General features: G+C 39.1%; 14 protein-coding genes. 11 read left to right on the top strand and 3 right to left on the bottom strand.

Going from position 1 to position 16,059, the window contains the following annotated elements:
* Positions 1 to 299: 299 nt before the first annotated feature.
* Positions 300 to 2,297 carry an excinuclease ABC subunit UvrB gene (gene uvrB, locus CLI64_RS27005; RefSeq protein ID WP_103140094.1) on the bottom strand — a complete coding sequence of 666 codons (1,998 nt, stop codon included), beginning with the start codon at positions 2,295 to 2,297 and terminating at the stop codon, positions 300 to 302.
* A 385-nt stretch (positions 2,298 to 2,682) separates the two neighbouring features.
* On the opposite strand from uvrB, the gene CLI64_RS27010 reads away from it, so the two are divergent.
* From CLI64_RS27010 to CLI64_RS27030, 5 genes are all read left to right on the top strand, one after another.
* A complete protein-coding gene (locus CLI64_RS27010) occupies positions 2,683 to 3,171 on the top strand; it encodes a hypothetical protein (protein ID WP_103140095.1) in 489 nt (162 codons plus the stop codon).
* Between the two features lie 713 nt (positions 3,172 to 3,884).
* Entirely contained in the window at positions 3,885 to 4,067 is a 183-nt protein-coding gene (locus CLI64_RS27015) for a CsbD family protein (RefSeq protein WP_103140096.1), read from the top strand.
* Between the two features lie 74 nt (positions 4,068 to 4,141).
* Positions 4,142 to 4,324 (top strand): CsbD family protein, encoded by a 183-nt coding sequence (locus tag CLI64_RS27020; RefSeq protein ID WP_103140097.1) that lies wholly within the window; start codon positions 4,142 to 4,144, stop codon positions 4,322 to 4,324.
* 301 nt (positions 4,325 to 4,625) lie between these two features.
* Positions 4,626 to 5,066 carry a hypothetical protein gene (locus tag CLI64_RS27025; protein WP_103140098.1) on the top strand — a complete coding sequence of 147 codons (441 nt, stop codon included), beginning with the start codon at positions 4,626 to 4,628 and terminating at the stop codon, positions 5,064 to 5,066.
* Between the two features lie 86 nt (positions 5,067 to 5,152).
* Positions 5,153 to 5,662, top strand: coding sequence for a hypothetical protein (locus CLI64_RS27030; RefSeq protein WP_103140901.1), 510 nt, complete (start codon positions 5,153 to 5,155; stop codon positions 5,660 to 5,662).
* A gap of 129 nt (positions 5,663 to 5,791) precedes the next feature.
* Here CLI64_RS27030 and rpe read toward each other — a convergent pair whose 3' ends face one another.
* On the bottom strand, positions 5,792 to 6,499 hold the full coding sequence (gene rpe, locus CLI64_RS27035) for a ribulose-phosphate 3-epimerase (RefSeq protein WP_103140099.1): 708 nt from the start codon (positions 6,497 to 6,499) through the stop codon (positions 5,792 to 5,794).
* Between the two features lie 258 nt (positions 6,500 to 6,757).
* Here rpe and CLI64_RS27040 point away from each other — a divergent pair, with 258 nt between their 5' ends.
* From CLI64_RS27040 to CLI64_RS27045, 3 genes are all read left to right on the top strand, one after another.
* Positions 6,758 to 8,350: a S8 family serine peptidase gene (locus tag CLI64_RS27040; protein ID WP_103140100.1), complete on the top strand. Its 1,593-nt coding sequence runs from the start codon at positions 6,758 to 6,760 to the stop codon at positions 8,348 to 8,350.
* Positions 8,351 to 8,540: 190 nt separating this feature from the next.
* Entirely contained in the window at positions 8,541 to 8,687 is a 147-nt protein-coding gene (locus tag CLI64_RS31745; RefSeq protein ID WP_225977441.1) for a hypothetical protein, read from the top strand.
* 34 nt (positions 8,688 to 8,721) lie between these two features.
* Positions 8,722 to 10,050: a serpin family protein gene (locus CLI64_RS27045; RefSeq protein ID WP_103140101.1), complete on the top strand. Its 1,329-nt coding sequence runs from the start codon at positions 8,722 to 8,724 to the stop codon at positions 10,048 to 10,050.
* Between the two features lie 32 nt (positions 10,051 to 10,082).
* Here the strand turns inward: CLI64_RS27045 and CLI64_RS27050 are convergent, their stop codons facing one another.
* Complete coding sequence (locus tag CLI64_RS27050; RefSeq protein WP_103140902.1) at positions 10,083 to 10,670, bottom strand: Uma2 family endonuclease; 588 nt, start codon at positions 10,668 to 10,670, stop codon at positions 10,083 to 10,085.
* Between the two features lie 430 nt (positions 10,671 to 11,100).
* Between CLI64_RS27050 and CLI64_RS27055 the strand changes: the two genes are divergently transcribed.
* The 3 genes from CLI64_RS27055 to CLI64_RS27065 all read left to right on the top strand — a co-directional run bounded on the left by CLI64_RS27055 (position 11,101) and on the right by CLI64_RS27065 (position 16,043).
* Positions 11,101 to 11,682 (top strand): helix-turn-helix domain-containing protein, encoded by a 582-nt coding sequence (locus tag CLI64_RS27055; RefSeq protein WP_157943328.1) that lies wholly within the window; start codon positions 11,101 to 11,103, stop codon positions 11,680 to 11,682.
* A 7-nt stretch (positions 11,683 to 11,689) separates the two neighbouring features.
* Complete coding sequence (locus CLI64_RS27060; RefSeq protein ID WP_103140103.1) at positions 11,690 to 14,431, top strand: peptidase domain-containing ABC transporter; 2,742 nt, start codon at positions 11,690 to 11,692, stop codon at positions 14,429 to 14,431.
* Positions 14,432 to 14,513: 82 nt separating this feature from the next.
* Positions 14,514 to 16,043 carry an HlyD family efflux transporter periplasmic adaptor subunit gene (locus CLI64_RS27065; RefSeq protein ID WP_103140104.1) on the top strand — a complete coding sequence of 510 codons (1,530 nt, stop codon included), beginning with the start codon at positions 14,514 to 14,516 and terminating at the stop codon, positions 16,041 to 16,043.
* Positions 16,044 to 16,059: the final 16 nt, after the last annotated feature.

A 16,059-nucleotide genomic window follows, 5' to 3' on the forward strand; every position in this document is an offset into this window, starting at 1 on the left:
TCATACCAATTCAAAATACCCTACGGAAAGCAAGCTACAAAATACACTACGGGTTCGCATAGCGTCTCGGAGAGAAGGCTTGCGCCTACAAAATTAAGAAAATCCATATTTTGCAAGAGTTTCTGGATTTGAATCTGCTGCATGATTTTAGTGAATTGGTATTAGTGGATGTAGGGTACGTCAGCGAGAGAAAAACTAACTACCCCAAGAATTTATACTGATGCACCCTACTAATCTATAAATTTGAAATCATGTATTTGTTGGTGTTGGGTTGATGTCAAGAAAAACCAGCGACTGATCTAGCGTCCCAGCATTTTATCGCGCAGTTGCTTGATGCGATCGCGCAATTTTGCCGCCTCTTCAAATTCTAATTTCTTTGCGGCTTCTTTCATCTGAGTTTCTAATTGAGTAATCAACTCAGGAATTTGTTCTAATGGCAATTCGCCTATCTGTTCTTCTACAGTTTCTAAATCTGTAGCATTTAATCTTCTAGAAATATCTAAGAAAGACAAAATTGCATTACTGGATTTTTTCACAATCGGTTGTGGTGTAATTCCGTTTACCCGATTGTATTCTATTTGAATTCCCCGCCGTCTGTCGGTTTCTTCAATAGCTTTAATCATGCTATCTGTTAAATTATCAGCATATAAAATCGCTTGTCCTCTAACGTGACGCGCGGCTCTTCCGATGGTTTGAATTAAGGAGCGTTCAGCACGTAAGAATCCTTCTTTATCGGCATCCATGATTGCCACTAAGGAAACTTCTGGCAAGTCTAAACCTTCCCGCAGTAAGTTTACACCCACTAAAACATCAAAGTTGCCTTCGCGCAATTCTTGTAAAATCTCAATGCGTTCAATGGAATTAATTTCTGAGTGTAAATAACGCACCCTAATACTATGGTCTTGGAGATATTCGGTTAAATCCTCCGCCATACGTTTAGTTAACGTGGTAATTAATACCCGTTCTTGCCGGTCTATTCTGTCTTGAATTTCTGCTAATAAATCATCAATTTGTCCTTCAGTTGGACGAACAAAAATTTCTGGGTCAATTACTCCGGTAGGGCGAATTACTTGCTCAACAATTCTATCTTCAGAAATTTCTAATTCCCAATTTCCAGGGGTAGCAGAAACGAAAATACATTGATTGACTTTCGTCCAGAATTCTTCAGCTTTTAAAGGTCGATTATCAGCCGCACTTGGTAATCTAAATCCATGTTCAATTAAGACTTTTTTTCTGGCTTGGTCGCCGTTATACATCCCGCGAATTTGGGGTACAGTAACGTGAGATTCATCAATTACTAATAGCCAGTCTTTAGGAAAGTAATCAATTAAACATTCTGGTGGTTCTCCAGCTTGTCTTCCTGCTAAGTGACGGGAATAATTTTCTACGCCGTTACAATAACCAACTTCCCGCAACATTTCTAAGTCGTAGCGTGTACGTTGGTCTATGCGTTGTGCTTCTACTAATTTACCGGCTTCTTCGAGTTCGGCTTTGCGTTGTTTTAATTCGGCGGCGATATCTTCACAGGCGATTTCTAAGCGTTCCTCTGGGGTGACAAAGTGACGCGCCGGGTAAATATTGACAGCTGATAAACTGTGGAGAATTTCCCCTGTAACTGGGTCGATGTAGCGAATTGCGTCAATTTCATCGCCAAAGAATTCTACCCGAATGATTCTATCTTCGTAGGCGGGGCCGATTTCTAGGACATCACCACGGACACGGAAACGTCCCCGTCCCATTTCTATGTCGTTGCGACTATATTGTACTGAAGTTAAGTCCCGTAAAATCTCACGTTGATTGACTTCCATCCCTACTTTTAAGGGGATGGCAGCTTTGAGATATTCAGAAGGGATACCCAAACCATAGATACAGCTAATTGATGCTACAACAATTACGTCACGCCGTTCAAATAGCGATCGCGTGGCTGAGTGCCGCAGCATATCTATTTCGTCATTAATGGCTGCTGTCTTCTCAATATATGTATCAGTAACGGGAATATAAGCTTCTGGCTGATAGTAATCGTAGTAACTGACAAAATACTCCACAGCATTCTTTGGGAAGAATTCCCGCAACTCATTACAAAGTTGTGCGGCTAGGGTTTTATTGTGCGCCAAAACTAAAGTCGGCTTACCCACTTTCTCAATTACTGCGGCGATGGAAAATGTCTTACCTGTTCCCGTCGCGCCTAATAAGGTTTGATAACGGTTATTTGCTTCTATGCTAGCAACTAACTGGGCGATCGCTTGCGGTTGGTCGCCAGTCGGACTAAAGGGAGCTTGCAGACCAAATTCTGTCATACATTTGTACTAAAAAATACCCTATTTCATAGTAGCGTTAGGGATGGGATCTAGGGGTATAGGGGTGTAAGGGTATAAGGGTGTAGGGGTGTAGGGGAAACAAGCTTTATTCTTGTCCCCACACTAGTATTATGCTTTGAGTTCAATCCAAAATCCAAAATCCAAAATCCAAAATTCCCAGTCCCCAGTCCCCAATCCCCAGTCCCTTTTCAATTCAGTAATTTTATTTTACAAAAATTCGCAGTTTAAATTTACTTATGTATCAGTTTTGAAGATACTTATATCTATGCAAGGTTATTTAAGGTTAAACTCTCTTATATAGGAAATATTTTAAGCTTTCCTTAAATATTGTAAAGTCAAGTTAAGAAACCAGAGGTGTCTAGTTATGACCATCAGCAGTAATGGCAAAACGGTCAGCCCTCGGCAAAGACGTGCCAAACTTAAAGGAGAAACAACGGTGGAAGTTGAAAATAACCAAGGTCATAGCTCGAATCAAGAACAAGTCAAAAAAGGTGCTGATTTACCAGTGGAGATAGAAAAGTCTAATAAACAAGAGGTAGTAGGAAAGTTAGCCATTGCAGGAGAACGTCCTATTGCTAGCAGCGACTTAGAAGTTGCGGAAACAGTTTCTATTGCTGGGTTACGTCCCATAGGAGTTAGTCATTTACAAGTTGTGGAAACAATGAACGTGATGGGAGTTCGTCCTATCACTGCTAATACCATCCAAGTTGTTGACAGTATTAATTTGTCAGGAATTCGTCCCATTGCTTCTAGTGCGTTAGTCATTTCCAGCAGCTATTCTGTTATGGGTAATCGTCCTGTGGCTTCCAATGATATTGATGATTCTGAGAATCTGATGGGTTTTATAGACTAGAGAAACACAGAATCTGCTTAATTTTAATCAATCTATTATTAACCCAGTTACTTCTATTAAGGAACTGGGTTTTTGATTTATTTGTATTGATGATGTCAAGTTTAAATATTTCATCTCTAAATAAATTAAGTGTCTCATGGCGTGGTTCCGTTAACACGGACTCAACGATTGTTCTCAACAGATTTATCTGACTTTAACGATGAACGAAAAAATTTATTTTTTGACCGTACACCAAGTTAGTGCAAGATATAGCAATCTTAGCTGATGTGTGAGAATTCGTGGTGTCCAGATACCTGACTTTTCAAAGAAGTCGGGTATCTTGCTTCTCACTGTTATATTAATTTATCCCATATATTAACTAAGTTATTATATTTTAAAGTCTAAACTTTATTGATTTTGTAGATTCAATATTCAACAATATATGCGAGAAGATATTGTTTATTATCGAGCGATCGCTTAAGACTACGAGTTGTTAATTTTGCCAGAACATCAATAAGGTTTATAGTCTTATCTTATTTAAGATAACCCATTGCCTTTATCTGTCAAATATACCTAGTTATGTCTTTGTGCATAGATTAATAATATATCTTGTGGTGGAAGATTTGAGGGATTTACAAAGCTAAATTATATATTGTTGCAGGCAAACAACATCAGGTCAATTCATAGTAATTGCTTGGAAAAAATATTTTTTTGGTTAATTGTAGGAGTGAAACATGAATTTAGAAGAAAGAGCAAAAGCTACCGCTAAAAATATCGAAGGCAAAGTTCAAGAGGCAGTAGGAAACATTACTGGAAATCCTCAAGACCAAGCTGAAGGACAAGCCAAGCAAGCTGAAAGCCAAGTTCGTCACACCATCGAAAATATCAAAGATGAAGTGAGAAAAAATCTTGACTAGATTAATCAACTAATCCCTAATTTTCTTTATTGCTTGAGAAATAATTTCACATCACGACAATTTAGGAGTGTATTATGAGTTTAGAAGATAAGGCAAAAGCGACAGCTAAAAATATCGAAGGTAAAGCTCAAGAAGCTTTAGGAAACGTAACTGGCGATCCTCAAGATGAAGCGGAAGGAAAAGCCAAGCAAGCTGAAAGCAAAGTTCGTCACACCGTTGAGAATGTCAAAGACGACGTGAAAAAGAAGCTTGATTGAAGCTAGTTTTATTTAGTCGGTTGAAGGCTCTCCTTAGTTGGTAGGAATCTAGTAGTGACTGTAGAGATATGTACCTCATATCTCTACCTTTCTCAGCCAGAACTATTTTAAATTCAACCCTCTATTACAGCAATCTAATCCCTCTGAGAAACACAAAAAATCTTCACAAATAAGTTGCGAATAACAAATTTAACTCAATAAAACCTAAAAAATATTAAATAAATAATCTGGATTAGAAACACGATAAATTGTGCTTTCAAATTCAAAGATATATAGCTGAAACGATAAGAGGAGGAAAAGTATGAATTTTATAAAACAGAGTCGCAAAATTTTAACGACTTTTGTTTTAATTACAGTGTTGATGATAACTACAGCTTGTGCTAGTGGAACAGTAACACAAAGCGATCGCACTACCGCACCACCAGCCATTGGTAGAAACGTGGCTTATTCCGAGTTGGAGAGAGGTAACACACCAACAGGGCAAAGTTTTGGTAATTGGGTTGTACAGACATCTAGAGGATTAGTTCAAGATGCTTATGTACGCGATAACAACAAACTAGGTGTGGTGATTTCTCCTCAAGTGCGTCCTAATGAAGTTAAACCTCTAGCTAAATCTTTAGCACAAGGTTTTCGGAAAAATTTCCCTGAGCAAAATCTCACTGTTCTAGTTTACGGCCCTGATAAAAAGTTGATTTTGACTGCCAAATACAATAGCCAAACCAATCAAATTCAGTACAGCTAATACCAATTTTGGATTTTGGATTTTAGATTGAATTCAATTCAAAATCTAAAGTTCCCAGTCCCTATTTTCATAAGGAGATGAGAAAAGTGACTAGCAGCGAAGAATATAGAAGACAAATCATGCAAGATTTGGCTGGAGGTGATGTTGAGTCTTTAGGTGATAACGAGACTCAATACGAAAACTTTGACGATTTCGCACAAAGAACAACACCAGATCAACGACGTAATTTGTTCAGTCGTTCCTTACAGCCAGAACGGATTCCCCCTAGCCAAATGGAACCAGAATTACAAAAAGCGATCGCCCAAATTAAACCCAATGAACGTGATGATGTAGCGCGCGCTTTTTTCAAGCATTTCAAGCAAAGGGGTTTAGACGAACGCCACCTAGAACAGCAGTTAGGACTTTCGACACACCACGCCAGTCGCATGAATGCTGATGATGTCAGCAGACTTGCATCCTTCGCCTACCACAACCACCCCGACATTTTCCGGGAAGTTTTAGCAGAACAACCAGGGATTATCAAATTCCTTAGCAATCCCGTAGTGGCAGGAATTATTGGTATTGCCGCTGCTAAGTGGCTGGGTAGCCGCAAATAAGTTTAGAGTTCAGTAATAACATGGTGGGGTAATACCCACCTTTTTTTATGGGATAGTAAATATCTCATCAAAAAAAGAGGGTAAGAAATTTCTTACCCTCTTTTTTGTGCTACAGAACTATCAACAGAATTAAACTTTGGCTAATTCTGGTGTGGGACGTTTGCTGTTACGAATATTGGTAATTGCTTCCGCGTAATCTTTAGCGTTGAATACAGCAGAACCAGCCACAATTGCATTTGCGCCGGCTTCTAAAACTTGCCAAGTATTGTTAGCTTTCAATCCGCCATCAACTTCAATCCAAGGATCTAAACCACGTTCATCACACATTTGACGCAGCTTACGGATTTTGGGTACAACTTCGGGAATAAAGCTTTGACCACCGAAACCGGGGTTAACGCTCATAATTAATACTAAGTCGCACAGTTCTAGAACATATTCAATTAGTTCTAAAGGAGTACCAGGGTTAAGTACAACCCCAGCTTGCTTACCGAGTTCTTTGATTTGTCCCAGAGTGCGGTGCAAGTGTGGAGAAGCGTTATGTTCACAGTGTACAGAAATAATATCTGCACCTGCTTTAGCGAAACCTTCTACATACTTCTCTGGTTCAACAATCATCAAGTGAACATCGAGAGGTTTTTTGGTCACGGGACGAATCGCCTCCACTACCAGAGGGCCTATTGTAATATTAGGTACGAAACGACCGTCCATTACATCAACGTGAATCCAATCAGCTCCAGCTGCATCTACAGCCCGAATCTCATCACCTAAACGACTAAAGTCGGCTGATAGGATAGATGGAGAAATAACAATGGGTTTTTCAGATCGGTTTTGGGTCATGGCTAGTGGGTTTTTAAGCGTCCTCGTCTGTAAGCATTGTAACAAAACACTGTAACAAAATATTGAGAACTTTGAAAATGATCATTGATTATTATTGATTGTTGACCAATGACTGAGTAGACAAATCAGAATGAGTGCTGAGTAATGAGTGCCGTTAGCGGTAGCGGGGCGTTTAGCCCGTGCTGAGTCATGACTAATGACTAATGACTAATGACTAATGACTAATGACTAATGACTAATGACTATTGACCATTGACTATGACTAAAAAACTAACTTGGATATTCTGGGGATTCGGTGCTTCGGTTTTGAGTTTGCCGGTGTTGGCTGTGGCTGTACAAAGTTCTTTAGGAACTAATGGTATTGATGCTTTGAAGTTACATCAGGCTCCTTATAATTTATTGGGACGGAAAATTGCTATAGGTCAGGTGGAAATTGGTCGTCCGGGGATGTTTGGTTGGGATAAGGCGGTTTCTAAAAATCGCGCTGTTTCTTTGGCGGCAGTTTTTTCGCGCAATGCTCCGGCTAAGTCTAATAATGGTGTTGACCCCCACGCTTACAATGTGGCTGGCGTTATGGTCAGTAGAGATAAGGCTTATCCTGGAGTCGCTCCACAGGCGAGACTATATTCTACTGCTGTAGGTTCTACAAAAAATACGGGTCAACCAGAAGAGTGTTTATCAGCTCAACACATTGCTTTGCAAAATGGCGGTGATGTTCGTGCTATTAACTTTAGTTTTGGCGAACCTTTGAACCGCGACCCCCGGCCTGATGCGACTTTAGACGGTAATGCTTTATTGACGCTATGTGTTGATTGGTCTAGTCGTGTGCATGATGTTTTGTATGCGATCGCAGGCAATCAAGGTAAAGGTGGTATTCCTATCCCTACAGATAATTTTAACGGAATCAACGTGGCTTTTTCATCCCGACGGGGAGGGATTTTTAATAAAGTCGATGTTTCTAATCTGGCTGGTTTAAATCAAGGGGTGAGTGGAAGGCTAGCTGGTAAGGAATTTAATTTGGATGGACGGCGTGCTATAGGTATAGTTGCACCTGGGAGTAATATTCCTCTGTTGAATCCTGATGGCAAATTAAATAAAGTCACAGGTACAAGCTTTGCTGCGCCTCATGTGACGGCTACTGTGGCTTTACTCCAAGAATTTGGCGACAGACAACTACGCAAAAAACAACCCAATTGGAGTGTTGACAGTCGTCGCCATCAAGTGATGAAGGCTGTGTTGATGAATTCCGCAGATAAAATCCAAGATAAAGGTAATGGTTTACTGTTGGGGATGACGCGGACTTTGATTGATAAACAAAATCAAGATTGGTTAGCTTCTGATGCTTACCAAAACCCCAAAGTACCTTTAGATGCTCAAATGGGAACGGGTCATTTAAATGTTTCTCGTGCCTATCAACAGTTTAGTGCTGGTCAATGGCAACCGACAGCTGCTATCCCCTCTCTTGGCTGGGATTATCGACAGGTAGATGTTAATAATGCTGTTGATTATACGTTAGCAAAACCGTTAAAGCAAGGAAGTTATGTTTCTATCACTTTGGCTTGGGATCGCTTAGTCGAACTCAAGGATGCTAACAATAATCAAATGTATGATGTGGGAGAAAAATTTAGCGATCGCGGTTTAAATAATTTAGACCTTTATCTCGTCAAAGCCGATGCTCAAACTACCGATAAAGGCGTGATTTGTTCTTCTATTAGTGAAATCGATAGCGTAGAACATATTTTTTGTCCTGTACCTGCTAACGGTAACTACAAAATTCGTGTACAGTTCCAAAAACAAGCCAACGAACCGACTCAAGCCTATGCTTTGGCGTGGTGGACTGTTGGGAATTAGGGGATTGGGGACTGGGGAGTGTGGGGAGTGTGGGGAGTGTGGGGGGAAAGATTTCTTCCCTATCCTCCCACACCTCCCACACTTCCTGCTTGCCCTATGCCCTATGCCCAATTCCCAATTTTCGATGAATTTTTGTAATTTTAAATACAGTTTATTTTTAGAAAATGTATTCTACATTTATTGAATTTTAGTGAGTAAATCTACTAACGGTTCAATCTATCATCATGGAATTTTGCCGCAAAATTACCGTTACCAAAACTGTAACCACAGGGTATTTAAATTGTTGTTAGTGCAGAATTTAGATATTGAACACAGCATTAACGTCAGTTTTTGGTAAACATAGCAAAAATTTCGGCACACGAGGTAGTAGAATGAATCGGCAGAAATTCAGTGGTGTGAAAAGAAGTTTCCTGCAAAGACGTTACGCTGTTAGCTTAGGAAGACGTTATGTTTTAGCGGCAGCTAGCGTGGTTTTGTTTGGGGTGTTAGGTTGTTCCCAGGTAAATGATAGTACCAGTGCGCTAGCACAATCTGAACTATCACCCACAGCTTCATCGGTGCAAAAAAAAACAGTAATTCCCGATACTAAAATTATCTCTGCTAATAATAAGTTTGGCTTCAAGCTATTTCAGGAAATCTCCAAACAAGAGGATAACACCAAGAATATCTTTGTGTCGCCGACTAGTATCGCGATCGCTTTGTCCATGACCTACAATGGGGCTAGCGGCTCGACTCAGCAAGCAATGGCTAAGACTCTGGAGTTACAGGGTATCAATCTCCCAGAACTTAACTCTGCTTATGCTTCACTCCATCAGCTGCTCAAAAATCCTGATCAAAATGTCCAATTGCAGATTGCTAACTCGTTATGGGCAAATCAAAATGCTAGTCTGCGTCCAGAGTTTATTCAAAAAGCCAAAGATTTCTATCAAGCTCAAGTCACAAGTTTAAATTTTCAGGATGCTGCTACCCCGAAAACGATTAACAAATGGGTAAAAGATAATACCAAGGGTAAAATTGACAGCATTGTTGACAAAATAGAACCGAATCAAGTTCTATTCTTAGTGAACGCCATATATTTCAAAGGTCAATGGAGTGAAAAGTTTGATGTCAGTCAAACTAAATCCCAGCCTTTTTACATCTCCTCAACTCAGCAAAAACAACACCCCATGATGTCACAAAAGGGTGAATATAAATACTACGAGAATGAACAATTTCAGGCTGTGAGTTTGCCTTATGGTCAAAATGGGAAAGTGAGTCTGTACGTTTTTCTACCCAAGCCAAACTCTAACCTCAAGGCCTTTTCTCAAAACTTAAATGCTGAAAATTGGGACAAATGGATGTCTCAATTTAGACAGCGTGAAGGCTCAATTAAATTACCCAAGTTTCAGACAGATTATGATATCACCCTCAACGACGCATTGAAGGCTTTGGGTATGGGTGAGGCTTTTACTGAACAAGCTAACTTTTCCGGTATGGGGAAAAATCTGGCTATCAGTCAGGTAAGACATAAAACTTTTGTAGAAGTCAATGAAGAAGGTACAGAAGCTAGTGCGGCTACTTCTGTGGGGATAGTGGCTACATCCATCAAACAGCCAGAAACACCATTTAATATGGTTGTTGACCGTCCCTTCTTTACTGCCATTCGTGACAATCAAACAGGTAGTATCTTATTTATGGGTGCAATAAATGACCCAACCTAATAATTGATGTAGGCTGGGAGTTGGAAATAATACTACTTTTTAGCTGCCAAAACTTGTTCAGCCGTTAAATTCAACTGTAGAAAAGTGGCAGAGTTGATGAGTTCTTTTCCTTGGAATGCCATTGCATCATAAAACCCTTCGACTAGGGTGCATACTGTGACTATCTTTTGAATTGGATCAACAATCCAGTATTCAGGAATTTCCAGAACGGCATATTCAGAACGCTTACTGCGGTAGTCTGTTGTTTGTGTAGCTTCGCTGACTACTTCTACTACTAATATGGGTGGAGTTTCGTTAAGTTCAATTACAGCTTCTCGATGAGCCAGTGCTTCCCATTGCTCTGCCGTTAATACTACTACATCCGGCACTCGTGAAGTGTCCCAGCGTCCTCCACGTGGTGAACGCACTCCTACAGAGAATTTTTGCGCTGTCCAATTTTTACCCATCTTGGCACATTCGTCATCAAAGCTGCGTTCTAAAAACTTGGCTATGCTACCGTGTTTACCAGTACCAAGACTCATAGGGATTAATTCTCCGTCTACCAATTCATATTGGGTATCTGTGCCATCGTTATATTTGAGATACTCAGCAAAAGTGAGTTTTTTAGTGGTTGCAGTCATAGCGATCGCAATCCTCATGAATGCTTAGATTAAGTTATTCTTAGTGATTAACACAAATAATTAATTACAGGATTTTGCTATTTTTATCTTAATTATGTTTTCTACTATTATACCTGTTTCGTAACCGTTGGTAATTAAGCGCAGCGTTAGGACACTAATACATATTTTCTCAGGATTCGCTACTTAATTACTGAGAAATTTAGTGTTGATCCCCCAAAATTGCGGCTGTCGGCTAAGTGTTACATAATGTGACGCGTAACCAATCATTTTGCATAAAACTTACATACTGCACTGAATAAATATAAAGAGTTTTATTTTTGGCACAAAACTCGTACCTATACTTCTGTATTTCTTACATTTACTGAGTTGAGAAGTGAGTTTACGGAGTGACAAAAATAACTTGCACAATCTGATGTTGTACCAAACTATTATGTCTGAACATCGATCACAAAATATTCAGGGTAAGTATTTAACACCGTTTCAACGCAAATTATTAGAAAAGAGTTTGCAAGAAAATCTTGCGACATCTTACCGCCAGCGCATTGAAATTATGTTACTGGCAGATGATGGTAAATCACAAACCGTAATTTGTCGGAGATTGGGTTGTTCTCCTGCAACTGTGAGACATTGGATGCACATAGCGCGTGCGGGTATGGCTCATCAATGGCAAGATTGTCCTATTGGTCGTCCTAAAACAGTAAATGAGCAATATACTGAAAGATTAAGAGAATTAGTTAACAGTAATCCCCGTGATTATGGCTATCCTTTCCGACGTTGGACAGCTAATTTTTTAGAGAGACATTTAGCTAAAGAATTCGGTATAGAAATCAGCGATCGCCACATCAAACGCTTGCTCAAACAAATGGGTTTATCAACTATTCCCCAAAAGAATCAACTACAAAATCAGCCAAATCAACCAAGTGGTGGTTCAAAAATTTTAATTGGTAATTTAGACAATAAAACCACTGCTGAAAACACTAATTTTCTCCTCACACAATTAGAGCAAGCTTGAGTTAGATATGACGACTAATAATTTATCTACTTCAGTTATTTCTTTAGCACAATTTAATCAGACGCTTGGTTATTCTCTCTCCGAAACCGAATTCAACCAATGTCTGCAACAAGTTAAATTTATTAATCCCAAAGTGGGGAAATTTTGGCAAGGAACTGATGTAGAACCAGGTATTTATCTAGTCATCAGTGGTAAAGTCCGGTTATTAAATGATGCTGGTGAATTAGTAACTTCTTTAGAAGCAGGCGCATCATTTGGAGAATTCACACTATTTCCAGAAGTGCGATTTCAACCTTACGCTGCTAGAGCCAGTGTGAATTTACAACTATGTTTTATTCCTGGTGAGATGCTATCACCATTGATGGTGAAGTATCCACAAATTCGCGAACATCTGCGTAGTCTGGCTCAAATTCGTCATTCCTTGATGGGAAACTGCGAAGATACCCCAGCAACGGAGACAGTAACATCTTCCAATGAAGAAGAAGAAGCAGCATCATTTGCTACACCAATCGCCGAACCAAAAGCACAAGCCAAGATTAGCAAAGCCTATTTTCCCACCCCTACCCAAAAAATCGGGCATTTATGGCAAAAAACCCTGCGTCGTTACCCATTCTATGCTCAACAAAGTGGTTCCGACTGTGGTGCAGCTTGTTTAGTCATGATTTCTCGTTACTGGGGGAAAAGATTTAGTGTTAACCGGATGCGGGATATCGCTAATGTAGACCGCAATGGCGCATCCTTACGGGGTTTATCGGTAGCGGCTGAAAGCATCGGCTTTTCTACTCGACCAGTAAAAGCTAGTTTAGATCAATTGGCTAAACAAAATTTACCTGCGATCGCGCACTGGGAAGGCAAACATTACATAGTTGTTTACGAAATTACCTCTAAACACGTTATTGTTGCTGACCCTGCAATTGGACAAATCAGTTTAACTCATCGAGAATTTAAAGCTAATTGGACAGGCTATGCACTACTTTTGCAACCAACAGCAATGCTCAAAGATGCAAAAGAAAGTTCTACACCTTTTTGGCAATTCTTTGAATTACTCAAGCCATACTCTTTAGTAATGTTTGAGGTGCTGGTTGCTTCTATATTTATTCAAATATTCGGTTTAATTACACCTTTATTTACCCAACTAATATTAGACAGAGTAGTTGTCCAACGCTCAGAATTAACTCTTACTGCCGTCGGCATAGGATTACTCATTTTTAGTCTATTCCGTGTCGCCATGATGGGGTTAAGACAATATCTTCTTGACCACACAGCTAATAAGATAGATTTAGCTTTAATCGTGGCATTTATTCGCCACACATTAAAACTTCCCTTAAATTTCTTTGAGTCGCGTTATGTAGGTGATATTCTCTCTCGTGTCCAGGAGAATCGCAAGATTCAACGCTTTTTATCTGGTGAAGCCTTATCAATTCTCTTAGACTTACTCACTGTTTTTATCTATGTAGGATTGATGTGGTGGTACAGTTGGAAAATGGCATTGTTGGCATTGGTAATTGTGCCGCCTTTTGCAGCTTTAGCTTTAATTGCTACACCGTTTTTACAGAGAACTTCCAGAGAAATATTTAATGCGATCGCTCAAGAAAGCAGTTATCTAATTGAAGCTTTAACTGGTATCAGAACTGTCAAAGCTACAGCAGTTGAACAAACAGTACGTTGGCATTGGGAAGACTTATTAAATAAAGAAGTCAAAACTACTTTTTCTGGTCAAGTTATTAATAACCGTCTGCAAATTTTCAGTAATATCATCCAAGGTGTAATGACCACTGCATTACTCTGGTTTGGTGCTTACTTAGTCATTCATGATCAATTAACAATTGGACAATTAGTAGCATTTAATATGCTCATGTCCAATATCATCACTCCCTTTCAACGCTTAACTGTCTTGTGGAATCAATTACAAGAAGTCATCATTGCTGTAGAGCGAATTAATGACGTTTTAGACACAGAACCAGAAGAGAATTTAATTTACCAATCACGCCAAAGTTTACCCCAACTTAAAGGTCACATTAAATTTGATAACGTGACATTTCGTTATCATCCAGAAAGTGACAATAATATCTTAGAAAATCTCAGTTTTACCATCAAACCTGGTCAAATGGTTGCCCTAGTAGGGCGTAGTGGTTCTGGTAAAACTACTATTTCTAAATTAGTTTTAGGCTTATATCCTCCTACAGACGGCAAAGTTTTAATTGATGGTCAAGATATTACTAGTTTGTCGTTAACTTCCTTACGTCAACAAGTAGGGGTAGTTGATCAAGACACATTTTTATTTGGCGGCTCAATCCGAGAAAATATTAGTTTAGGACAGCCTAGTGCCACTTTAAATGACATCATTGAAGCAGCTAAATTAGCTGGTGCTGATGAATTTATTAAAAAGCTCCCAATGGGTTATGAAACTCAAATCGGCGAAGGTGGCGGGTTATTATCTGGTGGACAAAGACAGCGCATCGCCATTGCTAGAGCCTTATTAGGTAATCCCCAGTTATTAGTTCTAGATGAAGCAACCTCTCACCTCGATACAGAATCAGAAAGAATTATTCAAAGAAACTTAAATACTATTCTCCGAGGAAGAACCACACTAGTTATTGCTCACCGTCTATCTACAATTCGGCAAGCGGATTTGATTTTAGTGCTTGATAGAGGTGTATTAATTGAGAGTGGCAATCATGAAGAATTAATGGCAAAACGAGGTCATTATTTCTATCTCAATCAGCAACAAATGCAAGGAATAGAGTAAAAATCAGGAATTTACTCTCAAATAATTGTAATTAGTTCAGAGATAAGTTTCACTTCAACATTATCAGTATTTACCAAGTAAGATGCCTAACACCACCCTATTAGATGAACAGGTAGATAATCCCCCAACAGAAAATCAAATTGAGCCGGAAAATTTTTCTACACAAACTGTAGAAAATAACACTGATGATTGGTCTAATGCTACTAAGGAATTACTTGATAGCTTACCCCAAGTTTGGACAAGAGGATTACTATATTTTCTAGTTATCTTTGTATCTATCATTATACCTTGGTCAATGTTATCCAAAGTCGATGAAACTGGTACTGGTAGAGGCAGGTTAGAACCAAAAGGGAAGACAGTAAGACTCGATACATCTGTTGTAGGAACTGTCGCAGAAATTCGCGTCAAAGAAGGTGAAGCAGTTAAAGCAGGTCAAACATTATTAACATTAGACTCTGAATTAACTAAGGCTGAACTTAGAGAAATTCAAGAAAAATTAGAAGGACAATTAAATCGTCTCTCACAGCTAAATTCCTCTAAAAATCAATTAGTTGTCGCTTTAGCCACTCAACAACAGCAAAATCAATCTCAAGAATTAGAAAAGCAAACCCAAATTGACCAAGCACGCAGAAATCTTGATGCTTTGATTAATGCTTATAATTTCCAGAAAGATGAAAAGTTAGCACAAGTTAACCAAGCTAAACAAGCAATTGGTCACAGTCAAACGGCTAGTCTTTTAGTTGCTGGTAGTTTAGCCAGTACAGAACGGGAAGTACAACGTTACAATAATCTTTACAAAGAAGGAATTGTTCCCGAAATTAATCTTGTGGAAAAGCAAGATATTGCCAAAGAAAAACAAAAGTTATATGAACAAAGTAAGTCTGATGTAGCGCAGGCTAAGTTACGTCTAGCAGAACAACAAAGTAGTTATGAACGCAGTATTCGCCAAGCCAAAGCAGATATTGAACAAGCTCGTCTGCGTTTAACGGAACAAGAAAACAGCTATCAAACTTTAACTCGTTCTGGTAAGTTAGCTGTACTGAAAATTGAAGAACAACAAAAGTCCTTAGATACAGATATTACTGCTCTCCAATCAGAAATAGCCCAGACAAAAAGACAAATTGAATCCTTACAAATTCAATTAGAACAACGCAATCTCAAAGCACCTGTAGACGGTATTCTCTTCCAATTACCAATTCAAAAAGCAGGTTCTGTTGTACAACCAGGTGCAATGGTAGCAGAAATTTCTCCCAAAGGTTCACCTTTAATTATTAGAGCGCAAATGGCGACTAATGAAAGTGGATTTTTGCGGACAGGATTACCAGTCAAGCTAAAATTTGATGCCTATCCTTTCCAAGATTATGGAATCGTTGAAGGAAAATTAGTAGAAATTTCGCCTACTACATCAGAAATAGATACTCCCAATGGTAAAGTCTCTGCATATAACTTAGAAATCGCCTTACAAAAAGATTGTATTCCTTCCGCTAATAAATGTATTCCCTTACGTCCTGGTGATACGGCAACGGCTGAGGTGATCATTCGTCAACGTCGCATTATTGATTTCCTACTTGATCCGTTTAAGAAATTACAGCAGGGAGGAGTAAAGCTTTAAAATTATATTATTTAAT

This window comes from Nostoc sp. CENA543, assembly GCF_002896875.1.
Lineage (GTDB): Bacteria > Cyanobacteriota > Cyanobacteriia > Cyanobacteriales > Nostocaceae > Trichormus.